Origin of the sequence: Streptomyces sp. BBFR2 (assembly GCF_044497305.1) — a bacterium.
Taxonomy (GTDB): Bacteria; Actinomycetota; Actinomycetes; order Streptomycetales; family Streptomycetaceae; genus Streptomyces.
Map to the genome: position 1 here is coordinate 6601775 of NZ_CP172415.1, position 23692 is coordinate 6625466.

The 23692-nt window shown below is 74.7% G+C and carries 23 protein-coding genes and 1 pseudogene; 13 read left to right on the forward strand and 11 right to left on the reverse strand.

Going from position 1 to position 23692, the window contains the following annotated elements; all coding sequences use genetic code 11:
• Positions 1-3: 3 nt before the first annotated feature.
• Both ACGH2B_RS27200 and ACGH2B_RS27205 read right to left on the reverse strand, forming a co-directional pair.
• Positions 4-1530 (reverse strand): GMC family oxidoreductase, encoded by a 1527-nt coding sequence (locus ACGH2B_RS27200; RefSeq protein ID WP_399095284.1) that lies wholly within the window; start codon positions 1528-1530, stop codon positions 4-6.
• Between the two features lie 183 nt (positions 1531-1713).
• On the reverse strand, positions 1714-2004 hold the full coding sequence (locus tag ACGH2B_RS27205) for a hypothetical protein (RefSeq protein WP_399095287.1): 291 nt from the start codon (positions 2002-2004) through the stop codon (positions 1714-1716).
• A gap of 153 nt (positions 2005-2157) precedes the next feature.
• Here ACGH2B_RS27205 and ACGH2B_RS27210 point away from each other — a divergent pair, with 153 nt between their 5' ends.
• Positions 2158-2616, forward strand: coding sequence for a hypothetical protein (locus ACGH2B_RS27210; RefSeq protein WP_399095290.1), 459 nt, complete (start codon positions 2158-2160; stop codon positions 2614-2616).
• Positions 2617-2648: 32 nt separating this feature from the next.
• Here ACGH2B_RS27210 and ACGH2B_RS27215 read toward each other — a convergent pair whose 3' ends face one another.
• The 5 genes and pseudogenes from ACGH2B_RS27215 to ACGH2B_RS27235 form a co-directional block, all read right to left on the reverse strand.
• The gene (locus ACGH2B_RS27215; protein WP_399095293.1) at positions 2649-3029 is read right to left on the reverse strand and encodes a hypothetical protein; all 381 of its coding nucleotides are present in this window, start codon (positions 3027-3029) and stop codon (positions 2649-2651) included.
• 153 nt (positions 3030-3182) lie between these two features.
• A complete protein-coding gene (locus tag ACGH2B_RS27220) occupies positions 3183-3398 on the reverse strand; it encodes a cold-shock protein (RefSeq protein WP_399095296.1) in 216 nt (71 codons plus the stop codon).
• A 329-nt stretch (positions 3399-3727) separates the two neighbouring features.
• On the reverse strand, positions 3728-6283 hold the full coding sequence (locus ACGH2B_RS27225) for an MFS transporter (protein ID WP_399095299.1): 2556 nt from the start codon (positions 6281-6283) through the stop codon (positions 3728-3730).
• Positions 6280-6831, reverse strand: a complete 552-nt coding sequence (locus ACGH2B_RS27230) for a MarR family winged helix-turn-helix transcriptional regulator (RefSeq protein WP_399095302.1) — start codon at positions 6829-6831, stop codon at positions 6280-6282. The genes ACGH2B_RS27225 and ACGH2B_RS27230 overlap by 4 nt, the downstream gene beginning before the upstream one ends.
• A 243-nt stretch (positions 6832-7074) precedes the next feature.
• Positions 7075-7487 (reverse strand): annotated as a pseudogene (locus ACGH2B_RS27235) (pyridoxal-dependent decarboxylase); the annotation flags it as partial.
• A gap of 383 nt (positions 7488-7870) precedes the next feature.
• Between ACGH2B_RS27235 and ACGH2B_RS27240 the strand changes: the two are divergent.
• The 7 genes from ACGH2B_RS27240 (at position 7871) to ACGH2B_RS27270 (ending at position 13506) form a co-directional block, all read left to right on the forward strand.
• The gene (locus ACGH2B_RS27240; protein WP_399095305.1) at positions 7871-8227 is read left to right on the forward strand and encodes an MmcQ/YjbR family DNA-binding protein; all 357 of its coding nucleotides are present in this window, start codon (positions 7871-7873) and stop codon (positions 8225-8227) included.
• Between the two features lie 63 nt (positions 8228-8290).
• Positions 8291-8905: a hypothetical protein gene (locus ACGH2B_RS27245; RefSeq protein ID WP_399095308.1), complete on the forward strand. Its 615-nt coding sequence runs from the start codon at positions 8291-8293 to the stop codon at positions 8903-8905.
• Between the two features lie 54 nt (positions 8906-8959).
• A complete protein-coding gene (locus ACGH2B_RS27250; protein ID WP_399095311.1) occupies positions 8960-9658 on the forward strand; it encodes a ribonuclease H in 699 nt (232 codons plus the stop codon).
• Positions 9659-9821: 163 nt separating this feature from the next.
• Positions 9822-10025: a hypothetical protein gene (locus ACGH2B_RS27255; protein ID WP_399095314.1), complete on the forward strand. Its 204-nt coding sequence runs from the start codon at positions 9822-9824 to the stop codon at positions 10023-10025.
• 216 nt (positions 10026-10241) lie between these two features.
• Complete coding sequence (gene tdh, locus ACGH2B_RS27260) at positions 10242-11270, forward strand: L-threonine 3-dehydrogenase (RefSeq protein ID WP_399095317.1); 1029 nt, start codon at positions 10242-10244, stop codon at positions 11268-11270.
• Between the two features lie 81 nt (positions 11271-11351).
• Positions 11352-12554, forward strand: a complete 1203-nt coding sequence (locus ACGH2B_RS27265; protein WP_399095319.1) for a glycine C-acetyltransferase — start codon at positions 11352-11354, stop codon at positions 12552-12554.
• Positions 12555-12576: 22 nt separating this feature from the next.
• Positions 12577-13506: a LysR substrate-binding domain-containing protein gene (locus tag ACGH2B_RS27270; RefSeq protein WP_399095322.1), complete on the forward strand. Its 930-nt coding sequence runs from the start codon at positions 12577-12579 to the stop codon at positions 13504-13506.
• Positions 13507-13729: 223 nt separating this feature from the next.
• On the opposite strand, the gene ACGH2B_RS27275 is transcribed toward ACGH2B_RS27270, so the two are convergent.
• Entirely contained in the window at positions 13730-14659 is a 930-nt protein-coding gene (locus tag ACGH2B_RS27275) for a 2-hydroxyacid dehydrogenase (protein ID WP_399095325.1), read from the reverse strand.
• Between the two features lie 133 nt (positions 14660-14792).
• On the opposite strand from ACGH2B_RS27275, the gene ACGH2B_RS27280 reads away from it, so the two are divergent.
• The 5 genes from ACGH2B_RS27280 (at position 14793) to ACGH2B_RS27300 (ending at position 19587) form a co-directional block, all read left to right on the forward strand.
• Positions 14793-16130 carry an MFS transporter gene (locus ACGH2B_RS27280; protein WP_399095327.1) on the forward strand — a complete coding sequence of 446 codons (1338 nt, stop codon included), beginning with the start codon at positions 14793-14795 and terminating at the stop codon, positions 16128-16130.
• A gap of 48 nt (positions 16131-16178) precedes the next feature.
• Positions 16179-16937: an IclR family transcriptional regulator gene (locus ACGH2B_RS27285; RefSeq protein ID WP_399095330.1), complete on the forward strand. Its 759-nt coding sequence runs from the start codon at positions 16179-16181 to the stop codon at positions 16935-16937.
• Between the two features lie 480 nt (positions 16938-17417).
• Entirely contained in the window at positions 17418-18230 is an 813-nt protein-coding gene (locus tag ACGH2B_RS27290) for a carbon-nitrogen hydrolase family protein (RefSeq protein WP_399095333.1), read from the forward strand.
• A 284-nt stretch (positions 18231-18514) separates the two neighbouring features.
• Entirely contained in the window at positions 18515-18922 is a 408-nt protein-coding gene (locus tag ACGH2B_RS27295; protein WP_399095336.1) for a VOC family protein, read from the forward strand.
• Between the two features lie 71 nt (positions 18923-18993).
• On the forward strand, positions 18994-19587 hold the full coding sequence (locus ACGH2B_RS27300) for a DinB family protein (RefSeq protein WP_399095339.1): 594 nt from the start codon (positions 18994-18996) through the stop codon (positions 19585-19587).
• Between the two features lie 143 nt (positions 19588-19730).
• On the opposite strand, the gene ACGH2B_RS27305 is transcribed toward ACGH2B_RS27300, so the two are convergent.
• From ACGH2B_RS27305 to ACGH2B_RS27315, 3 genes are read right to left on the reverse strand one after another with little or no spacing between them, the layout of a single operon-like run.
• Positions 19731-21872, reverse strand: a complete 2142-nt coding sequence (locus tag ACGH2B_RS27305) for a xanthine dehydrogenase family protein molybdopterin-binding subunit (protein ID WP_399095342.1) — start codon at positions 21870-21872, stop codon at positions 19731-19733.
• Entirely contained in the window at positions 21869-22861 is a 993-nt protein-coding gene (locus ACGH2B_RS27310) for an FAD binding domain-containing protein (RefSeq protein WP_399095345.1), read from the reverse strand. The genes ACGH2B_RS27305 and ACGH2B_RS27310 overlap by 4 nt, the downstream gene beginning before the upstream one ends.
• Positions 22858-23469 carry a 2Fe-2S iron-sulfur cluster-binding protein gene (locus ACGH2B_RS27315; RefSeq protein WP_399095348.1) on the reverse strand — a complete coding sequence of 204 codons (612 nt, stop codon included), beginning with the start codon at positions 23467-23469 and terminating at the stop codon, positions 22858-22860. Before ACGH2B_RS27315 ends, ACGH2B_RS27310 begins: the two co-directional genes overlap by 4 nt.
• Positions 23470-23692 lie beyond the last annotated feature (223 nt).

Sequence of the window (23692 nt, forward strand, 5' to 3'; positions counted from 1 at the left end):
CCCTCAGCCCGCGTCCGCGAGCACCAGCTCCGCCGCCTTCTCGCCGATCATGATCGTCGGGGCGTTGGTGTTGCCGGACGGCACCGACGGCATCACCGACGCGTCCGCGATCCGCAGCCCGTCCACGCCGTACACCCGCAGCGACGGATCGACCACCGCCCGCGCGCCCTGCCCCATCCGGCAGGTGCCCACCTGGTGGTGGTACGTCCCCACCGCCCGCCGCACATAGGCCCGCAGGTCATCCCGGGTACGGGCCTCGGGCCCCGGTGCCACCTCCGCCTTGCGCCAGGCGTCGAACGCCCGCTGCCCGCCGATCTCCCGGCTCAGCTCCACCGCGTCGACCAGCGCCTCCAGGTCGTACGGATCGTCCAGGACGTTCGGATCGAGCAGCGGCGCCGCCTCCGGGTCCGCGGAGGCCAGCCGCAGCGTGCCGCGCGACCGGGGCCGGACGAGCCCCGGCGCGATGGTGTAACCGTGCTCCGGCACCGGATAGGACTCCGCCGGATACACCAGGTGCATGAAGAGCGGCTGGAGATCGGGCCCCGGCAGCCGCGCGTCGGACGAGGCGAACAACTGCGCCTCCAGCAGGTTCGCGGTGCCCGCGGGGAGCGGGCCGGTGGCCTCGTAGACGTTGCTCACCAGCAGGTGGTCGTGGAGGTTGGCGCCGACGCCCGGCAGGTCCACGGCCGTCTCCACCCCCACCGCCCGCAGGTCCGCCGCCGGGCCGATACCGGAGTGCAGCAGCGTCTGCGGCGAGCCGAGCACCCCGCCGCAGAGCAGCACCTCCCGCGCGGCACGCACCTGATGCAGCCGCCCGTCGGCCGCGTACTCCACCCCGACGGCCCGGCCCTTCTCCAGCAGCACCCGGTGCACCCGCGCCCCGGTCGTCACCGTCAGCTCCGGATGCCCCAGGACGGGCGCGACGAAGCTCTGCCAGGCGCTCATCCGCAGCCCGCCACGGACCGTGACGTGGTTGAAGCCGACCCCGGTCATGTGCGTGCCGTTGAAGTCCTCGGTGACCGGGTGGCCGAGACCGGCCGCCGCCTCGACGAACGCGGCGGCCGTCGGGTGCGGTGCGGTGATCCGGCTGACCGGCAGCGGCCCGCCCGCGCCGTGCCACGCCCCGGCGCCGTCCACATGGTCCTCGGACCGTTTGAACAGCGGCAGCACACTGTCCCAGTCCCAGCCCGGGCAGCCGTCGGCGGCCCAGCCGTCGTAATCGCTGCGGTGCCCGCGGATGTAGATCATGCCGTTGAGGGAGCTGGAACCGCCGAGCACCTTCCCGCGCGGCCAGGCCAGCACCCGGTCGTTGGCGTGCCGTTGGGGAACGGAGACGGCCGCCCAGTCCAGCGCGGACCCGAGGAGCGCCGGCCAGCCCTGCGGGCTGTGCACCCGCGCGTCGTCGTCCGGCGGCCCGGCCTCCAGCACCTGCACGGAGTACCCCCGGTCCAGCAGTCTCCGGGTCAGCACGCTCCCGGCCGAACCGGCCCCCACCACAAGGAAGTCGTGCTCCGTACGTGCCTGCGCCATGACGGTCCTCTCTCGTCCCGCGACCGGCCCGGCGGGCCGAAGTCGTCGCTCCTCAGGGACGGTAGAGGCCACGCGGCGCCCGCGGGCCCGGATCGGCCGGAAGACAGGGGTACGGAGGCGACAGGGCGGCCGTCACACCCGGGGCGCGCGGCCCGGCTCCGGACCGCGCGCCCCGTGCCCGGGTCACCGCTCGAAGAGCCGTTGCAACTCCCGCTCCGCGTCCTCGCCACCGCGCACCGCCTCCACGACCGCCTGGTGGAAACTGCGGCTGTCCTCCTCGGAGGAGCAGGGGACGGGACTGCCGACCATGGTGAACCAGTCCGCGGCGCCGGTGTACTGCACCGCCACATGCGCCTGATCCTCCGACCAGGTCGTATGGATGGTCACATCGCCGTCGAGCACCCCCGCCTCCACGGTGCGGACGGCGCCCGGCCGCGCGTGGATGCCGACGGTGGTCCAGGAAGCCCAGGTCATGAATTCCCCCTCGGGTGACGGGGGCACCGGCCGGCGGCCGGGCGCAGTTCCTCAAGTCTGGCACCGGCGGCCGGTCGCCGCAGGGCGGCCCGGTTCACTCCGGTGGCCGTGCCCGTGCGGACAGCCGCCCGGCTTCGGGGCAGAGGAAGGGGCATGAGCAGTCACTCAGCATCGCGCGACGCCGACCGGTCCGGTCCGGCCCCCGCCCACCGCAGGCCCGAGGGGGTCAGCGACGCCACGGTCCGGGCGCTGGGCACCCTCTCGGAAGCCCTGGAGACCGTCGAACGGGCCCGCGGCCACCTCTACGCGTTCCACCAGCTCACCGGCGGCGCCGACCGCGTGGTGGGGGAGAGCGTCCACCAGTTGCGGGCGGCCGGTCACCTCGATCTGGCCGACCTGGTGGAGCGGGAGATCGTCGGCCGGAACGTCCTCCCGGGCCGCTGGACCTTCCAGGTCGTCGAGGAGTACAACGCGACCTACTACCGGCCCTTCACCGCCGTCGAGGAGCGGATCCGCGACGCACTCGTCGAGGGCCGTACCCACGTCCACGAGGCGGAACTCAAGGAATCCCGCCGCACCCGCGGCCACCCCGACCACACCGCCACGCCCTGACGGCCCGGCCCCCGGCGGCCCGGCGCGCGGCGTCAGCCGGCGGCGGGCCCCGGGGAGCGGCGGCCGATCCGCATACCGGGACGCCTGCGGTGCACCGTGAGGTACGACAGGCCCGCCGCGCCCGCGACGAGCGCCCGGGCCGACCCGTGCGGCAGCCACACCAGGGCGTCCGCACCCAGCGTCTCGTCGCCCGCGGCGGATTCCAGGGTGCCGTCCCCGGCCAGGACGAGGAGGAGGACGTCCAGATCCGGTTCGGTGTGGGTGTCCACGCGCTGCCCGGCCGTCAGATGGACGACGTTGGCGTCGAGCTGACGCCCGGACTCGGCCAGTTTCCACCGCACCGCGGCATCCCCCGGGGCGGCCGCGGCCAGCGCCCCCAGATCACACAGCACACTCGGAACGGGAGACTCCACCCTGCGCACCTTTCCCCGGGACCCTGGCACCGCATTCTTCCACCGGCCGGGAGCCGGTGATCGCGCGGGCGGACACGGAGCGGATACGGAACCGTCCCGCTCCTGACGGGAGCGGGACGGCGACGGGACCCGGGAAGGGGGCCGGGCGGTGGTTCAGGCGACGACCGTGCTGACCACGATGTTCTCGGCCTGCGGGCCCTTGTGGCCCTCGGTGACGTCGAAGGTGACGGCCTGGCCCTCCCGCAGCTCCCGGAAGCCGGTGGCGTTGATGTGGGAGTAATGGGCGAAGACGTCGGGGCCGCCGCCGTCCTGCTGGATGAAGCCGTATCCCTTCTCCGCGTTGAACCACTTCACGATGCCGCTCTTCATATGCCCTCCACGGGAACTCGTAAGACCTCCCGCACCGTGCGGGAGGCCGCGACAGACGATGGATGACTGACAAGTGGTGACCGGCCGGACCCGATCGGGAACACGACCGCCACCCTTCGACGTTACACAGAGAGTGACATGTTGGCCACAAAGAGTGCGCGTTTGGGGTGGGTTTCGTGTATTTCGTGTGTCGTGGGAGGGATGCGGAGCGTGAGGGGGCGTCGGAGGGGGGCCGTCGGGTGTGCCGGGTCGCGTGGCTCCGGGAGCGGGACGGCGGCGGGCCCGGCCCCCTCGGTGGGAGCCGGGCCCGGAGTCCCGTCGGCAGCCGGTCAGCCGGCCGTGTCGTGACCGAGGTCGATGTCCAGCTCGGTGTGGCCGTCGGTGCTCACCCGCAGCGGCGTGGCGACCGGCGGATAGCCGCTCGCGATCACCGTGTAGGTGCCCTGGTCGAGGTCGGTGAAGGCGTACGCGCCGTCATCGCCGGTCGTCGCCGTGCCCACGACGTTGCCCGCCGGGTCCAGCAGCGTGACGCGGGCGTCGCCCAGCGGGCCGTGGTGCGCGGTGCGCACCGTGCCCCGGATACGGGCGCCGGGCGTCAGCCGGATCTCGTAGCGGTTGCGGCCGCCGGGCGTGACCTCCACCGGGAGCGCGGCCGGGCGGTGCCCCTCGGCGCTGACCGCGAGGGTGTAACCGCCCTGCGCCAACTCCCCGAAGACGAATCCGCCGTCCGCACCCGCGACCCCGGACGCCACGACCTCACCGCGGACATCCGTGGCGACCACCAGCGCGCCCGGCAGGGGAGCGCTGTCCAGATCCGCGACGACCTCGCCGGAGAGCCCGCCCGCGCCGCCGAGCGCCAGATCGAACCGCACCGGCTCGTCCGCCACCACGACCGTCGCCGCCTGCGGCTGCCGGGCGCCCGCCGAGCCGATCAGCACGTACGTCCCGGCGCCCGGCGCGGCCAGCACGTAGCGGCCGTCCGCCCCGGTCGCGGTCCGGCCCAACTGCCGCCCGCCGATGTCGATCAGCGTGACCACGGCCTGCGCCACCGGCGCGCCGCCGCCGTCGTGCACCGTGCCCTCGACGCAGGGGCCCGAGGCCTCAGCCGGTGCGGGCGGCGCCGCCTCCGCGGCGGTGGCCACGGCGCCGGTCTCCGCGGCGGCGGGTCCGTCCGCGCCGGACGCGGCGGCTCCGGCGTCCTCCGCCTCGGCCTGGGCGCGCGCCTGGAGTCCGGAGATCTGCCGCAGCGGCACCTCCTTGACGAACAGCACCAGCAAGAACGCCACCGCCACGACGATCGCGCCCATCAGGAACACCGTGTGCATCGAGTCGGCGAAGCCGCGCTTGAACGGCTCGGCCAGCCGCGGGTCCAACTGCTGGATGAACGACGAGTCGCTGAGCACACCGGAGGAGTTCCCGCCGCCCCCGGGCGCCTTGAGCATGTCCAGGACCGGCTTGTTGGCCGGGTCCTGGAGGACCTTCGGATCGTGCAGCGCCGCCTGGAAGCGCTCGGTGCGCACCGCCGAGCCGAACGCGTCCGCGATCTTGTCGCCGACGGTGCTGAACAGCACCGACAGGAAGATCGCGGTACCGGCGGTGGCGCCCATCTGCCGGAAGAACGTCGACGACGCGGTCGCCACGCCCATGTCCCGCGGCGGCACGGCGTTCTGCACCGCCAGCACCAGCGTCTGCATGCAACCGCCCAGCCCCAGGCCGAAGACGAGCATGTAGAGCATCGTCTCCCACAGCGGCGTGTCCCACTGCACCCGGAAGTGGAACAGCAGCATCGCCGCGACCATCAGCGCCGTACCGACGATCGGGAAGATCTTGTAGCGGCCGGTCTTCGCCGTGATCTGGCCGCACGCGACGGAGGCGATCAGCATGCCCGCCATCAGCGGCAGCATCTCCAGGCCCGAGCGGGTGGGGCTCGCGCCCTTCACGATCTGCAGGTACTGCGGGATCATCAGCATCCCGCCGAACATCCCCATACCGATCAGCACCGACAGCAGGCTCGTCATGCTGAAGGTGCTGTTGCGGAAGAGCCGCATCGGGATCAGCGCGTCGTCCCCGATCCACCGCTCGACGAAGATCCACGCGATGATGCCGATGCCGCCGATGACGTAGCAGGCGATCGAGGTGTCCGAACCCCAGCCCCACTCGCGGCCCTGTTCGGCGACGAGCAGCAGCGGGACCACACCGACCGCGATGGTCAGCGCGCCCCACCAGTCGATGCGGTGATCCCGCCGGGTGTGCGGGATGTTGAGGACCTTCGCGACGACGAACAGCGCGATGATGCCGATCGGCACGTTCACCAGGAACACCCAGCGCCAGCCGGTGATGCCCAGCAGGTGCTCCTGCCCCGCCAGCGCACCGCCGATCAGCGGCCCGGCGACGCTGGAGGTGGCGAAGGTGCCCAGCATGTAGCCCTGGTAGCGGGCCCGTTCGCGGGGCGGGACGACGTCGCCGATGATGGCCAGCGCCAGCGACATCAGACCGCCCGCACCCAGACCCTGCACGGCGCGGAACGCCGCGAGTTCGGTCATCGATGTGGAGAAGGTGCAGGCCACCGAGCCGACGACGAAGACGCTGATCGCCGTCAGGTAGTACGGCTTACGGCCGTGCAGGTCGGACAGCTTGCCGTACAGCGGTGTGGAGATCGTCGAGGTGATGAGGTACGCGGTGGTCGCCCACGCCTGCTGGCTCAGCCCGTGCAGGTCGTCGGCGATGGTCCGGATCGAGGTACTGACGATGGTCTGGTCGAGCGCCGCCAGGAACATCCCCAGCATGAGCCCGCTGAGGATGGTCAGGATCTGACGATGGGTGAGGACACCTGTCCCCGGTATCTCCTTGGCCCCCGCCGTGGGTGGGGAGGTGGATGTGCTCATGCGCTGTGCTCTCCCTGTTGCGCGGCGTCGCCCTGGTCTCCCCCGGAGCACGGTCGCGCGTGTTGGTGTTCCACCAAGTCGTGGTTGAGGCGGCCCATCAGCCGGATCAGGTCCGCCCGGTCCTGCGGGGTCCATGGCTCCAGCAGCCTGGCCAGTTCGGCGTCGCGCTGACGCCGGTAGTGCTCGAAGGTCTCCCGGCCGGACGGTGTGGCGCTCAGCAGCGTCACCCGCCGGTCGTCCGGATCGGGCCGCCGCTCGACCAGACCCCGGTCGACCAGTGCCCGCACCTGACGGCTGACCGTCGACAGGTCCAAGAACGCGTCGGCGGCCAGATCGGTGGCCCGGCGGTCGCCGCCGAGCACCAGCCGGGCCAGCAGCACCCGGTCGGCGGCGCTCGCGTCGTTCTTCGCGCGCTGCTTCCACGCCGCGATGAGCCGCGTGAACCGCACGATCTCCGACCCCAGCCCGGCGGCTGCCTCGTCCAGTCCCGAGGCAGCGGTGACCCGCTCGTCCGTGCGGCCGTCAGGGGGGACCGTCCCCTTGTTCATGGTGAATCCTTGCGAAATCCGTCGGCGCGCACCACGGCCGACCCGGCATATTGCTTGTATCCAGCAAGTCTATCCCGGGCGAGGCCCGCCGATCACCGCACCTGGGCACATCCGTTCCGAACGCCGTTGCCACAGGCCCGCGTTACGGTGCGGGGGCCGCCGCGGAACACGGCGCCGCCCCGGGCCGGACACGGCGGCGGGGGCCCGGACTCCCGCCCGGACACCCGCCACCGTGCCCTGTGTTCAGAGCTTCCGGGCCGCCGCCGTCAGCGCCGCCGCGACGCGGGCGACGTCCGCCTCCTCGGTGCGCCAGTTGCTGAACGCGGCGCGGGCGTGCCGTCGTACGTCGTCGGCGTCACGAACATCTCCGGGGCGACCTCGTCCGCGAACGCCCGCAGCCGCTCCACCGTCGGTTCGCCGGACAGCGTGAAGCAGGCGACGTTCCGCCGCACCGGCGCCGGCAGCCGCAGTTCCGGAGCTTCCGCCACCGCCCGCCCGAGGTTCCGGGCCCTGGCCACACACCGTTCGGCGCTCTCCCGGTAGCCGTCCCGCCCGTAGGCGCGCAGGGTGAACCACGCGGCGAGCGCCCGCAGTCGGCGCGAGTGCTCGGGCGTCAGAGGGATGAGGTCCGGCTCGGCGCCCGACGGCCCCAGGTAGCGCGGTCCCGCGCTCGCCGACAGGCCCGGCTCCCAGTCGTCGCCGAACTCCGCGAGCACACCGCGCAGCCCCGTTCCGCGCTCCGGCAGCGGTGCCTCGGGCGGCGGCTGCCACGCCGGGACCGCCGGCCTTTCGGGCAGCCCGTCGAGGAAGGCCATGGCGCGTTCGCGCGCGGCGTCCAACAGGGCGGGCAGGTCGGCGAGGTCGGCGGTGAGGCGCGGACGCAGGGGACTCCGTTCTTCGGTTTCGGCGCCACGCCAGGCCGGTACGCGCGGGCGCGGCCCGGCCCGCCCGCGGACAACTGGACCGTTTCCGGGGGCCGGGCGCGGCGCGGGCCCGCGTCCGTGTGCGCGTCCCCGCGCCGTCCTCGTAACCTCGGGGCATGACCGACGCCCAGGGCCTGCCCGACTCCGACGACGTCCGCCGTATCGCGCTCTCGCTCCCCGAGACCAAGGAGCGGCTGGCGTGGGGGATGCCGACCTTCCGGGTCGCCGGGAAGATGTTCGTCACCGTGCCGGACGACGAGACGTCGTTCGCCGTCCGCTGCCCGATGCATGAGCGGGACGAACTGATCGCGGCGGAGCCGGAGAAGTTCTGGGTCCCGCCGCACGAGGCCGGTTCGCACTGGGTACGCGTCCGGCTCGCCGCCCTGGAGGACGAGGCCGAACTCCGCGACATCCTGACCGATTCCTGGCAGCAGGCGGCGCCGCCCCGGCTGACGGAGACCTTCGGCCGGTAGCGGACGGACCGGGCGCCGCCTCGCGGGAGCGGCGGGCGCGCCCGAGGGGCCTACGCTCGGCGCATGTCCGCCACCGAAGCCGCCGCCCGCCGTGACCGTGCCGTTCGCCGCCGTACCGCGGCCCTCGATGTCCTCGGCACGCTCGGGCTGCTCGACCGCTGGCGTCCGCTCGGCCGCCCGGTCCTCGTCGGGTCGGTCGCGCTGGACCTCGTCGTCGAACCCGACATCGACCTGGAGATCTACTCCCCGGCGCCGTCCGTCGCCCGGGGCTTCGCCGCGCTGACGCCCTGCGCCGAACTGCCGGGCGTACGGCGGCTGCGCTTCACCAACGCCCTCGACCTGCCCGACCAGGGGCTCTACTGGCGCCTGGACTACGAGGCGGACTCCGGCTACACCTGGCAGATCGACATGTGGTGGCTGGCCGACGACCACCCGGGCCCCCGCGCCGCCGATCTGGTCGGACCGCTGCGCGCGGCGCTGACCGAGGAGACGCGGGACGCGATCCTCACGATCAAGGAGGCGGCGGCCGCCGAGGGCGAGCCGCTGCCGGGCATCTGGGTCTACCGCGCCGTCGTCGCCGACGGGGTGCGCGGCTATCCCGCGTTCACCGCCTGGCGCGCCCGCACCGCCACGGACCGGCTGACGTCCTGGCGTCCCGCCACCGGCCCGGCGCTCTGAGCCACGGCGGGGGAGTGGCGTCCGGCACCCCGCCGGGCCTGGGATGATCGGGGTATGGCTGAACGCGTAATCGCCGCGTGTGACGGGGCGTCGAAAGGAAATCCGGGACCGGCGGGCTGGGCCTGGGTCATCGCCGATGAGGCGGGCGACCCGGCGGTCTGGGAGGCGGGCCCGCTGGGCACGGCGACCAACAACGTCGCCGAGCTGACCGCCCTGGAGCGGCTGCTGACCCACGCCGATCCGCAGGTCCCGCTGGAGATCCGGATGGACTCGCAGTACGCGATGAAGGCGGTCACCACCTGGCTGCCGGGCTGGAAGCGCAAGGGGTGGAAGACCGCCGCGGGCAAGCCGGTCGCCAACCAGGAGCTGGTGGTGCGCATCGACGCGCTGCTGACCGACCGCTCCGTCACCTTCCGGTACGTCCCCGCCCACCAGGTGGACGGCGACCGGCTCAACGACTTCGCCGACCGCGCCGCGAGCCGCGCCGCGACCGAGCAGGAGCCCGCAGGCAGCGCCCAGGGCTCCCCGGAACCGCCGCCCTCCGCGCCGTCCGCCGCCCGTCCCAAGCCGGTCCGCCGCGCCGGCGCCACCCGCACGGGCGGCTCCGGCGGCGGCTCGTCCCGGACGCTGAAGGCGAAGTTCCCCGGCCGCTGCCGCTGCGGCCGTTCGTACGCCGCGGGCGAGCCCATCGCCAAGAACCCGGACGGCTGGGGCCACCCGGACTGCCGCACCTCCGCGACCGGGGCTGTGTAGCCGGTGCCGCCGGGCCGGACGCCGTGCCGGCGGCCGGGAATCGCGGGCGGAGGGCCGGGCCTGAGCGGACGGTCCTGATCCGGCGGCGCGGGACGGCGCCGGGCCCCGGCCGTACCGGCGGCGAACTCGACGCGCTGCGCGAGCGGTTGCTCGCCGTGTTGCCGTGCTGCCGTGCGCCGAGGGCCGGCGGGCGGCCGCCTCCGGCGCGCCGAAGAGCCGGCTCGTCTTCGTCCAGGTGCTCCGCGTGGACCGCCTCACCGGGGAGACCTGCGCCCGTACCGAACTCCGTGACGTGTGCGTCGGCGCGCCGCTGGGCGCGCCGCGTCCGCTCCTCGGCGAGGACCCCGCGCCGGAATGGCCGCGCTGAGGCGGGAGCCGCGTGCCGGGAGCGGCGGATGAAGCGCTTCTGTTGCCCGGCTTAAGAAATGATCGATGGACGCGGCGCCCGCCGGACGGCAGATTGTGAGGCGTCCGGCCACGGCGGCCGCGGGTTCCCGCGTCCCTCGCCGTGTGCCGGTTTTTCCTGCCCGGACGCGCTCCGCCGCGAGGCGCCGGGCCCGTCGTCGGCACAGGAGACGCCTCGGTGAAAGCGCTGGTCAAGGAGAAGGCCGAGCCCGGGTTGTGGCTGCGGGACGTCCCGGAGCCGGCCGTCGGGCCCGGCGATGTGCTGATCAAGGTGTTGCGCACCGGGATCTGCGGCACCGATCTGCACATCCGCGACTGGGACGGCTGGGCGCAGCAGGCCGTGGCCGCCCCGCTGACCGTCGGCCACGAGTTCGTCGGCGAGGTCGTGGAGATCGGCCGGGACGTCACCGAGATCGCGATCGGCGACCGGGTCAGCGGCGAGGGCCACCTGGTGTGCGGCAGGTGCCGCAACTGTCTGGCCGGGCGCCGCCACCTGTGCCGCGCCACCGTCGGGCTCGGCGTCGGACGCGACGGCGCGTTCGCCGAGTACGTCGCGCTGCCCGCCTCCAACGTGTGGGTGCACCGCGTCCCCGTCGACCTCGACGTGGCCGCGATCTTCGACCCGTTCGGCAACGCCGTGCACACCGCCCTGTCGTTCCCGCTGGTCGGCGAGGACGTGCTGATCACCGGCGCCGGGCCGATCGGACTGATGGCGGCGGCCGTCGCCCGGCACGCCGGGGCCCGCAACGTCGTGATCACCGATGTCAGCGAGGAGCGCCTGGAGCTGGCCCGCAAGATCGGCGTCGGTCTCGCGCTGAACGTCGCGGACGCGACGATCGCCGACGGCCAGCGGGAGATCGGGCTGCGCGAGGGCTTCGACATCGGCCTGGAGATGTCCGGCCGCCCCGAGGCGCTGCGCGACATGATCGCCAACATGACCCACGGCGGCCGCATCGCCATGCTCGGTCTGCCCGCCGACGAGTTCCCCGTCGACTGGGCCCGCATCGTCACCTCGATGATCACCCTCAAGGGCATCTACGGCCGCGAGATGTTCGAGACCTGGTACGCGATGTCGGTGCTGCTCGAAGGCGGGCTCGACCTCGCGCCGGTGATCACGGGCCGCTACGGCCACCGCGACCACGAGGCGGCCTTCGCCGACGCGGCGAGCGGCCGCGGCGGCAAGGTCATCCTCGACTGGACCGTCTGACCACCCGTTCTCCCGCTCTCCCGCCGGGCGCGTCCCGCGCCCCGTCCCTCTGCCCCGGCACCCGACCCCGAAGGACAGGACATGTTCGACTCCGTACGCGACGACCTGCGCGCCGACCTCGACGAGATCCGCAGCGCCGGACTGCACAAGCCCGAGCGCGTCATCTCCACCCCGCAGTCCGCGAGCGTGCAGGTCACCGCGGGGGGCCGCCCCGGCGACGTGCTCAACTTCTGCGCCAACAACTACCTCGGCCTCGCCGACCACCCCGAGGTGATCGCCGCCGCCCGCGACGCCCTGGACCGCTGGGGCTACGGCATGGCCTCCGTCCGCTTCATCTGCGGCACGCAGGAGGTCCACAAGGAGCTGGAGGCGCGCCTTTCGGCCTTCCTCGGCCAGGAGGACACGATCCTCTACTCCTCCTGCTTCGACGCCAACGGCGGCGTCTTCGAGACCCTCCTCGGCCCGGAGGACGCGGTCATCTCCGACGCCCTCAACCACGCCTCCATCATCGACGGCATCCGCCTGTCCAAGGCCCGCCGCTTCCGCTACGCCAACCGCGACCTCGCCGACCTGGAGACGCAGCTCAAGGAGGCCGCGGGCGCCCGCCGCCGGCTCGTCGTCACCGACGGCGTCTTCTCCATGGACGGCCATGTCGCGCCGCTGCGGGAGATCTGTGATCTCGCCGAGCGCCACGACGCGATGGTCATGGTCGACGACTCGCACGCGGTCGGCTTCGTCGGAGCGGGCGGGCGCGGCACCCCGGAGCTGCACGGCGTGATGGACCGTGTCGACATCCTCACCGGCACCCTCGGCAAGGCCCTCGGCGGCGCCTCCGGCGGCTATGTCGCCGCCCGCGCCGAGATCGTCGCCCTGCTGCGCCAGCGCTCCCGGCCGTACCTCTTCTCCAACAGCCTGGCCCCGGTGATCGCCGCCGCCTCGCTGAAGGTCCTCGACCTGCTGGAGTCCGCCGGTGACCTGCGCGACAAGCTCGCCGCGAACACCGCGCTGTTCCGCTCCCGGATGACCGAGGAGGGCTTCGACCTGCTGCCGGGCGACCACCCCATCGCCCCCGTCATGATCGGCGACGCGGCCGAGGCGGCGCGGATGGCCGAACTCCTCCTGGAGCGCGGCGTCTACGTCATCGGCTTCTCGTACCCGGTGGTGCCGCACGGCGCCGCCCGGATCCGCGTCCAGCTCTCCGCCGCGCACTCGACCGAGGACGTGCACCGCGCCGTGGACGCCTTCGTCGCCGCACGGAAGGCCCTGGCCACCGAGGCGGAGTGAGCCGGCTGGCAGAATCGGCGGCGTGATCGACGCACGACGGCTGCGCACCCTCCAGGCGGTGGCCGACCACCGGACGGTGACCGCGGCGGCCGCGGCGCTGCACCTGACGCCCTCCGCCGTCTCCCAGCAGATCGCGGCGCTGGAGCAGGAAACCGGCCACAAGGTCCTCGCCCGCGACCACCGCGGGGCGCGCCTGACCCCGGTCGGCGCGATCCTGCTGCGGCACGCCGGGGCGGTCCTCGCGGAGCTGGAGCGCGCCGAGGCGGAGGTCGCGGCGTACACCAGCGGGGCGGCGGGCGAGGTCACCGTCGCCGCGTTCGCCACCGGCATCGGCGTGGTGGTGGCCCCGGCCATCACCACGCTGCGCGCCGCCGCGCCCGGCATCGTCGTCCGGGTGCGGGACGCGGAGGGCGACGAGAGTCTGCCGATGGTGCTCGACGGCCGCGCCGATATCGCCGTGGCCGTCGAGTACCGGGGCGCGCCGAGCGCCGGTGACCGGCGGCTGGTGCGCGTCCCGCTGTACGCCGAGCCGTTCGACGCGGTGCTGCCCCGCGATCACCGGCTCGCGCACGCCCCCGCGGTGCCGGTGGCGGCGCTCGCCGAGGACCCGTGGATCGGCCCGTACCCGGGCAACCCCTGCCATGACGTGATGGTCCTGGCCTGCGAATACGCCGGGTTCCGGCCCGAGCTGGCGCATTCGTCCGACGACTTCCGGGCCGTGGTCACGCTCGCCGGTGCGGGGGCCGGGGTGGCGCTGGTGCCGCGCTCGGCGCTGCGCGACACCGATCTCACGCAGGTCGCGGTGCGGCCGGTCGACGGGGTGGCGGCGACCCGCCGGGTCTTCGCCGCCGTCCGCCACGGCGCCGAGGACCACCCGCTCTTCCGCCCGGTCCTCGACGCACTGAGCGCGGCGGCCACGGCGGTCCCGCCGGGCGACCCGGTGACCGCCTGACGGGACCGGTGACCGCCTGACGGGACCGGCGCCCGCCGGAACGGCAGCCGCCCGCGCGCTCCCGGCAGTCGTACGTCACCGGGTTCGCGGAAAGCCGTACGTGTCACCGGGGAGCCGTACGTCACCGGGGGCCACGGAAGCCGTACGCGCCCCGGAGCCCCGCCCCGTCCGCCCCGCTCGGGACGGGTGGGGCGGACGCGCCGGCCCCGTCGCCAGCTCCCGGTCACCCCCGCGCGGGCACCGGGTTCAGCAGCTCCTCGCCCGCCGCCCACCGGCGGACCTGTTCCACGATCAGGCGCTCGGCGCGCGGGCGGAACGACGCCGCGCCGCCGCCGATGTGCGGGGTCAGCAGGACGCCGGGCGCGTCGCGCAGCGGGTGATCGCCGGGCAGCGGTTCGGGGTCGGTGACGTCGAGGGCGGCGCGCAACCGGCCGGCGGTCGTCTCCGCGAGCAGCGCCGCGGTGTCCAGGGTGCGGCCGCGTCCGACGTTGACGACGAGCGCGCCGTCCGGCAGCGCGGCCAGCTCCCGGGCCCCGAACAGCCCGGTGGTGGCCGGGGTTTCGGGCAGTGTGAGCACCGCGATGTCGACGTCCGGCAGCAGCGCGGGCAGTTCCTCGACGGCGTGCACGCCGCTCTCGGGCCGGGCCCGCCGGGCGACCTTGACGACCTCCGCCTCGCAGGCGAGCAGCCGCCGCTCCAGCGCCTCGCCGATCGACCCGTACCCGACGATCGCGACCCGGCTGTCCGCGAGCGAGCGGGTGAAGTGCGGCGCCCAGCGGCCCGTGGTCTGATCGGCGACCCAGCGCGGCAGCTCGCGCTGGGCGGCGAGGATCAGGCCGAGAGCGTGCTCGGCGGTGGACGCGTCGTGCAGTCCGCGGCCGTTGTACAGCGCCACGCCGTCCGGCAGCAGCGGCTGGAGCTTCTCGACGCCCGCGCTCAGCGACTGCACGGCGCGCAGCCGCGGCAGCCGCTCCAGCAGCCGGTCCGCGCCCGCGACGGCGTACGGCATGACCCACAGGCTCACCGCGGCCAGCGCGCCGGCGGACAGCTCCTCGACGGGGGTGCGGCCGTCCCACACATGGACGCGGGTGCCGTCGGGCCAGGGGCCGTGGCGGGCGTCGAGCTGCGGCCAGGGGATCAGGACGTCGGTCATCGTGCGTCTCCTCGACGGCGGGTGAAGGCGGTGAACGGGAGGCGGCGAACCGTTGACCGGAACGTCCGCCTCCTCGTAAGTTCTTCCCGCCTAGTGAAACACTTTCCATCTCACGGAAAACGGGGGGTCAACGATGACAACGCCGTCACCGTCCCTGAAGCCCGCACGCTCCCTGTGGGCCTCCAGCCGCGCCCGGCACCTGATGCCCGTCGCCTTCCTCACGTACTCGCTCGCCTACCTGGACAAGTCGAACTACTCCCTCGCCTCGGCGGGCGGCATGGCGCAGGAACTGCACCTCTCGGCGGGCCTCGACTCGCTGATCGCGGCCTCCTTCTTCCTCGGCTACTTCGTCTTCCAGATCCCCGGCACCATCTACGCCGAGCAGCGCAGCGCCCGCCGCCTCGTCGCCTGGTCGACGGTGGTGTGGGGGCTGCTCGCCGTCGTCCAGGGCCTGCTGAGCGATCCGGCGCAGCTCATCGGTGTCCGCTTCGCGCTCGGCGTCGTCGAGGGCGCCGTCCTGCCGTCGATGGTCATGCTGCTGGGCCGCTGGTTCACCCACGCCGAACGCGGGCGCGCCAACACCCTGCTGATCCTCGGCAACCCCGTCACCGTGATGTGGCTGTCCGCCCTCTCCGGCTGGCTGATCTCCGTCTCCGACTGGCGCGTGATGTTCATCGTCGAGGGCATCCCCTCGGTGCTCTGGGGCCTGCTCTGCCTCCGTCTGATCAAGGACCGCCCCGAGGACGCCGGCTGGCTCCCCGCCGCCGAACTCACCGAGCTGCGCGCCGACCCCACCACCGCCCCGGCCGCCCCCGCCGCCACCCGCGACCTGGCCCGCTCCTACCGCGCCGTGCTGCGCTCGCGCCCCGTACTGCTGATGTCCGCGCAGTACTTCTGCTGGTCGTTCGGCATGTACGGCTTCATCTTCTGGCTGCCCTCGATCGTCAAGCGCGGCACCGGCGAGGGCATCGGCGCCACCGGCCTGCTCACCGCCGTCCCGTACGCCTTCGCCGTCGTCGCGATGCTTGTCAACTCCCGCCTCTCGGACCGCAGCGGCCGCCGCCGCACCGCCGTCTGGCCCTGGCTCGCCACCGGCGGCCTCGCCCTCTTCGGCTCCTACGCGGCGGGCGACCGCTTCCCCCTCGCCTTCGCCCTGCTGGTGGTCGCCGCCGCCTGCCTCTACGCGCCCTACGGACCGTTCTTCGCGCTGGTCTCCTCGCTCGCCCCGGCCGGGATCTCCGGCGCGGCCGTCGCGATGGTCAACTCCTTCGGCGCGCTCGGCTCGTTCGCCGGTACCTACCTGGTCGGCTGGGTGCGCGGCACCCCGCTCGGCGACGCGGGCGCCTTCGCCCTGATGGCCGTCGGCGCGCTGCTCTCCGCCGCACTGACCCTCACGGTGCGCGAACCCCGCCCCACCACGGACCCCTTGGGTACGGTGACCGGGCAGCCGGCACCCGCGAAGGCCGGCTGACACCGCGAACGGCCGGGCCACCGGCGCGGCACACAGGAGAGACCCACCATGACCACGACATCCGGCGACGACCAGCTCAGCCGGGGGCTGCGCCTGCTGTCCGTCCTCGCCGACCACCCCGAAGGTCTCGGCGTCAGCGCCGCGGCCCGGCTGGCGGCCCTCCCCGTCAGCAGCGCCCACCGCATCCTGGGCCGCCTGGTCACCGAACGCTTCGCCTCCTACGACGAACGCGCCCGCCGCTACGCCCCGGGCGTCCGCGTCCTGGAACTCTCCCGCGGCTTCCACCGCTCACCGGCCGGGTACTCCGAGGCCGCCGCCCCCATGCGCGCCCTCGCCGCCGCCACCGGACTGCCCGCCATCGCCGGCATCCTCCACGACGGCGCCGTCCTGCTGGTCCTCGCCGTCCAGGGCACCCAGCACCTCCAGCTCCGCAGCGCCGAAGGCACCCGCAACGCCTGGCACGCCACCTCGCTCGGCAAGGCCCTGGTCTCCGGCCGACCCGCCACCGCCATCGACACCCTGCTGTCCGCGCCGCTGCCCGCGGTCACCGCCCGTACGATGACCGACCCCCGGGCGGTCCGCGAGGAACTGGCCCGGGTACGCGCCCGGGGCTGGGCCGAGGTCGACGAGGAGAGCGAGGTCGGCGTCCGCTCGATCGCCATGGCGGTCCCGTCCCGCTCGGGCCCCCCGCGCCTGGCGATCTCCCTCGGCGCCGTCACCGCCCTGACCTCGGCGGACGAACTCCGCGACCATCTGCCGCGGCTGCGCGGCTGCGTGGAGGAGATCGCGGCGCGCATGGGGGAGTGACGGCGCGGCCGGACGCTCCGCCGGGGAGGGCCCCGCGCGGGCGGTGCGGTGCGGCCGGGCCCGTTCGCTCCGGGCCGCTGAAGTCAGCGGTGTCGTGCGGTGGACCTGAGGAGGGAGCGGCCGGGGCGACGCCGTCGAAACCCCCGGCGTACCGCTCCGGGCGGCGCGCCCCGGCGTCACCGGCCTGCGGCCCCGGGGCCCGGCGAGAGGACGGCCGGGCCGCTCCTGCCGGATCCGGGCGGCGGGAGCGGCGGTGGCGGACGGCGCCGCGCCCCGATGGCGGGCCGCGTACGGGACATCCGGTACGCGGCCGGGCCCCGGGCGGCCGCGGCGGCCCCCTGACCTGCGCGGCAGGGCAGCGCCCCGGCCTTTCGGCCGGGATCCCGCTGCCGCCGTCCGTCCGGGCGGGGCACCATGCTGCTACGGGCACACCCCGCGCGCCCCGGACGCGCCGCACCCGACACCAGGAAACGGAGCCCCATGCGTATCGCCCTTTGCCAACTGACCTCGACGGCCGACCCGCGGCAGAACCTCGCCCTGCTCACCGAGCACGTCCGCCGCGCCGCCGACGACGGTGCCCGGCTCGCGGTCCTGCCCGAGGCGGCCATGTGCCGGTTCGGTGTCCCGCTCGGCCCGGTCGCCGAACCGCTCGACGGCCCGTGGGCGGACGGCGTCCGCGCCGCCGCGCGGGCCGCCGGCATCACCGTCGTCGCCGGGATGTTCACCCCCGCCCCCGGCGGACGGGTCGCCAACACCCTCCTGGCGACCGGCCCCGGGACGGAGGCCTCCTACGACAAGATCCACCTCTACGACGCCTTCGGCTTCCGCGAGTCCGACACCGTCGCCGCCGGGGACCGGGTCGTGACCCTCGACGTCGACGGTGTCCGTATCGGCCTCGCCACCTGCTACGACCTGCGCTTCCCCGAACTGTTCCGGGCCCACGCGGACGCCGGCGCCACCGTCAGCGTGCTCCCCGCCTCCTGGGGCGCCGGCCCCGGCAAACGCGACCAGTGGGAACTCCTGGTCCGCGCCCGCGCCCTGGACGCCACCGTCTGGCTCGCCGCCGTCGGCCAGTGCGCCCCGGACCCGGCGGCCGACCCCGAGCGGCCCACCAAGGCACCGACCGGCGTCGGGCACAGCCTCCTCGTCGCCCCCGACGGCACCGTCCGCGCCCGCCTCGGCGCGGAGCCCGCCACCGTCACCGCCACCGTCGACGAGGCGGAGACCACCCGCGTCCGCCGCGCCGTCGCCGTCCTCGACAACCGCCGCCTGCGGGACGGCGGAATCGCGTAGCGGACGGCCGCCGGAGGGCGGAGCGGGGCCGTGCGGTACGGGGCGGCGGTACGGGCCGAGCTGACCGCGGATCACGGTGCGCGACGCCGCCGGGCGGGCGCGGCGCCGGGCCGACGGCACGGAGCGGGGCCGCCCGCCCCTGATACGCCGCAGGCCGGCCCTCCCCGTACCGCCGTCGCGGACAGGAACTGGCCGCAACGGCAGACATCGTGGAGGCGTCCGGGCGCCCGGGACACCGCCACCGGCGGCCCGGGCACCACCGCGCCTCCCGAAGGACCGCACCCATGACGCAGACCCCCGCCACCACCGCCCCGGCGAGCCCCACCGGCACCTTGCTGGGCTCCGGGATCTGGGCCCCCGACGGCGCGGCCCTCGCGGGCTTCTACGCCGCGGCCCTCGGCTGGGAGAGCCGCCACACCTTCCACGACGAGGACGGCAACCCGGCCGCGCACCTCATCAGCGACGGCGTGCGGACCCTGGTGTTCTGCACGGCCCGCACCTTCCGCGCCCCCGAGTGGCCGCGGGAGGAACTCCCCTTCCACCTCGACCTCGCCTTCGAGGACCCCGCCGCGGCCGAGGAACGCCTGCTGGCCCTCGGCGCCACCCGCCCCGGCCACCAGCCGGGCGAGGGACGCTGGACCGTCCTCCTCGACCCGTCCGGCCAGCCGTTCTGCGTCTGCCGGGCCTCCTGAACGCCCCGGCCCCGGACGGCCGCGGGCCCGGTCCGGGGCCGTTGTCAGTGGCGGGTGGCATGCTTCCCGGCATGGACGAGACGAAGCCGAAAGCCGACCTCCTGCGCTATCTGCAGGCCGCCCGCGATGCCCTGCTCTGGAAGCTCGACGGGCTCGATGAGTACGACATCCGCCGCCCCCTGACGCCCACCGGCACCAATCTGCTGGGCCTGGTCAAGCATCTCGCCAGTGTGGAACTGGGCTATTTCGGCGACGCGTTCGGCCGCCCGTCCGGCGAGCCGGTGCCCTGGCTCGCGGACGGCGCCGGTCCCAACGCCGACATGTGGGCCACCGCCGAGGAGACGCGCGAGCAGATCGTGGAGCTGTACCGCCGGGCGTGGCGGCACGCCGACGCGACCGTCGCGGCGCTCCCGCTCGACGCCACCGGCCAGGTGCCGTGGTGGCCGCAGGAGCACCGCGAGGTGACGTTGCATCAGGTACTGCTCCACATGACCGCCGAGACCCACCGGCACGCCGGCCACGCGGACATCGTCCGCGAACTGATCGACGGCGCCGCCGGGATGCGCGTCGGCAACACCAACCTGCCGTCGGAGGACCGCGCGTGGTGGACGGAGTACCGGGCCCGGCTGGAGAGCGCCGCCCGGGAAGCCGCCGGGCGGGGGTGAGGGCCCGTGGCCCGGCACCCCTGCTCAGGGGCCGCGCCGGGCCCGGTCACCGGCGACCGGACCCGGCACCGTACGCCCCGGCTCGGGGACGGCGCCGGGCCCCGGGCACACCGGCCCGGGGCCCGACGCGCGGGCGGCACGGCTCAGGAGCCCGACGGCCGCTCCGCCGCCCCCGCCGCCAGTACCCGGTCCGGGCGGATCGGCAGATCACGGTGGCGGACACCGGTGGCGTGCCAGACCGCGTTGGCGATGGCCGCGGCGGAGCCGACGATGCCGATCTCCCCGATGCCCTTGATGCCGACCGGATCGTCCTCGTCCACGTCGTCGACCCAACCGGCCTCCAGTGACGGGATGTCGGCATGCGCCGCGATGTGGTAGCCGGCGAGGTCCGCGCCGACGTGCCCGCCGGTCTCCCCGTCCCGCGCCGCCTCCTCGTGCAGCGCCATCGACAGCCCCCAGATCATCCCGCCGAGGAACTGACTGCGCGCCGTCAGCGGATTGACGATCTTCCCGGCGGCGAACATCCCCAGCATCCGCCGCACCCGCACCTCGCCGGTGGCGGTATCGACCGCCACCTCGGCGAACTGCGCCCCGAAGGAGTGCCGCTCCTTCCGCGACAGCGCACCGACCGACGCGCCGGTGTCCGCCCGCGCGGTGAGGCCCTGCGGCGGGACGGTGCCGCCCAGCGCCAGCTTCTCGCGCAGCGCCGCCACCGCCTCGATGATCGCCCACGCCCAGGAGCGGGTCCCCATCGAGCCACCGGCCAGCATCGCCGGACCGAAGTCGCTGTCCGCGATCCGGATGTCGATCCGCTCCGGCGCCACCTCCAGCGCGTCCGCCGCGACCAGGGCCAGCGCGGTGCGCGCCCCCGTCCCGACGTCCGCCGCGGTGATCCGGACGGTGAAGGTCCCGTCCGCCTCCGCCGTCACCGCCGCGGTCGACGGCGCGACCCCCGAAGGGAACCGCGCCGCGGCCGTCCCGGTGCCCAGCAGCCAGCGCCCCTCACGGCGCACCCCCGGACGCGGATCGCGTTCCGCCCAGCCGAACCGACGGGCGCCCTCCTCGAAGCAGGCCAGCAGATTGCGGCTGCTGAACGGCAGCCCGGAGACCACCCCCACCTCGGGTTCGTTCCGCGCGCGCAACGCGATCGGGTCGATACCGCACTTCTCGGCCAGCTCGTCGACCGCGCACTCCAGGGCGAACGACCCCGGCGCCTCACCCGGCGCCCGCATGAACCCGGGCGTCGGCACGTCCAGCGGTACGACGTGGTTCTCCGACCGGTAGGCGTCCGGCCCGTACATCACCCGGCCGAAGCCGGAGCTGCGCTCGATGAACTCGCGGAACGACGACGTCGCGGAGTACGCCTGGTGGTCCAGGGCCCGCAGCCGCCCGTCGGCGTCCGCGCCCAGCCGCACCCGCTGCACGGTCGGGCTGCGGTACCCCACCAGCGAGAAGAGCTGACGGCGCGTCAGGGTCACCCGTACCGGTCGGTGCAGTGCCGTCGCGGCCATCGCGGCGAGCACCACCGGCGGCCGCGTCCCCTTCGCGCCGAACGCGCCGCCGACATGCTCCGACCGCACCCGTACCGACTCCGGGTCGAGCGAGAACAACTGCGCCAGCTCGCTCGCGACGAAGGAACTGCCCTGGTTGGAGTCCACCACCTCCAGCCGCCCGCCGTCCCAGCGGGCCATCGCCGCATGGGGCTCCATCGGGTGGTGGTGCTCCTCCGGGGTGGTGTAACGCGCGTCCACGACGACCGCGGACGCGGCGAGCGCCTCCTCGGTCCCCGCCGCCCCGCCGGTCTCCGCACCGGTGCCGTACGCGGCCGGATGCGCCTCGGAGAACGCCACGTCGTGCGGGTCCGCGGCGTACCGCACCACCAGCGTGTCGGCGGCCTCCCGCGCCTGCTCCGGCGTCTCGGCGACGACCAGCGCCACCGGCCATCCCACGTGCCGCACCCGCTCGTCCTGGAAGAGCTGGAGCAGCGGGTCGGGCGCCCCGCCCATACCGGAGTACGCGCCGTTCAGCCGCGGCGCGTTGCCGTGGTGCAGCACCGCCAGGACCCCGGGAAGCGCCAGCGCCGCGTCGGTCTCCACCGCCGTGACCCGGCCGCGCGCGACGGTGGAGACCACCAACTGCCCGTGGGCCAGCTCCGCGAACGGCACCTCTCCGGCGTACCGCGCCGCCCCGGTGACCTTCGCCCGGCCCTCCAGCCGGGTGTGCGCGGTGCCCACCGCACCGCCCGCCGCGCGGCTGCCCGCCGCGGTGCCCGTCGCGACCGTCATCGGCCCGCCTCCTCGGTCAGCTCGCCGAGGACGGCCACGACGAGGTTGCGCATCAACGTCAGCTTGTATCCGTTGTCCGGCAGCGCCCGCGCCGCCGCCAGCTCCGCGTCCGCCGCGGCGGCGAACGCCTCCGCCCCGGCCACCTCGCCGAGCAGCGCCTCCTCGGCCCGCCGCGCCCGCCAGGGCCGCGAGGCGACCGCGCCGAACGCCAACCGCACATCGCGCACCACCCCGTCACGGACGTCGAGCGCCGCCGCCAGGGAGCCGATCGCGAAGGCGTACGAGGCCCGTTCGCGCACCTTGCGGTAGCGCGAGTGCGCCGCCACCGGCGCGGGCGGCAGCGTCAGGCCGGTGATCAGCGCGCCGTCCGGCAGCGCCGTCTCCCGGTGCGGGGCGTCGCCCACCGCCGGGTACAGCGCGTCCAGCGGCAACGCCCCCGGACCGTCCGCCGTCTCGTACTCCACCACCGCGTCGAAGGCGGCCAGCGCCACGCCCATGTCCGACGGATGCACGGCCACGCAGTGCTCCGAGGCGCCCAGGATCGCGCCGTTGCGGTGCTCGCCCGCGACGGCCGGGCAACCGCTGCCCGGGGAGCGCCGGTTGCACGCCTTGGTGGTGTCGGTGAAGTAGCCGCAGCGGGTCCGCTGGAGGAGGTTCCCGCCGACCGTCGCCATGTTCCGCAACTGCCCCGAAGCGCCGGCCAGCACCGCCTGCGCCAGCGCCGGGTACCGCCGCCGCACCTCAGGGTGGGCGGCCAGCTCGCTGTTGGTGACGGTCGCGCCGATCCGCAGCCCGCCGCCGTCCCCCTCCTCGATCCGGTCGAGCGGCAACTCCCGTACGTCGACCAGCAGCCGCGGCCGTTCGACCCCGGCCTTCATCAGATCGACGAGGTTGGTGCCGCCGCCCAGGGCCCGCACTTCGGGTCCGGACGCCAGCAGCGCCACCGCACCGGCCACATCGGCCGCCCGCTCGTAGGCGAACTCCCTCACGCCGTCACCTCCGTCCCGCAGCCCCCGCCGCACGGGGAGCCGGCACCCTCGGCGGCGGCCCGGGCCACCGCCTCGACGATGGAGGCGTACGCACCGCAGCGGCAGAGATTGCCGCTCATCCGCTCCCGGATCTCCTCGGCGTCCAGCGGCACCGGAGCGGCCTCCGGGCGGACGTCGGCGGTGACCGCGCTGGGCCAGCCCGCCGCGTGCTCCTCGATCACACCGAGCGCCGAACAGATCTGCCCCGGCGTGCAGTAGCCGCATTGATAGCCGTCGAGGTCGAGGAACGCCTGCTGCACGGGGTGCAGTCGATCGCCGTCGGCCACCCCCTCGATGGTGGTGACCTCCCGGCCTTCGGTGGCCACCGCGAACTGCAGACACGCCAGCGACCGCCGCCCGTCCACCAGCACCGTGCAGGCACCGCACTGGCCGTGGTCGCAGCCCTTCTTGGTGCCCGTCAGATCGAGCCGCTCGCGCAACGCGTCGAGCAGCGTGGTGCGGTGGTCGACGGGGAGCGTGTGCGCCTCTCCGTTGACGCGCAGGGTGATGTCACTGGACGGGGACGACGGTGACGGCGCCGACGACGCCGGGGACGTCGATGGGGGCATGGGTCAGCCTTCTTTCGCAGGAGTCAGGCGCGGCCGCATCCGGGCCGGACGGCCCGGTGGACGGCGTGGTCGACCGGAGGTCGGGTTCTCCCGCCCCGCCGGACGGTGCATCGGTGAACGGCGGGAGCGCGGGAGGGGGTCGCACCGCGGGAGCGGCGTCGGCACGGGCGGAGGAGGCGGGCCGGGGCGGCGGAAAACAGCGCCCGCACCGGCGGACCCGCCT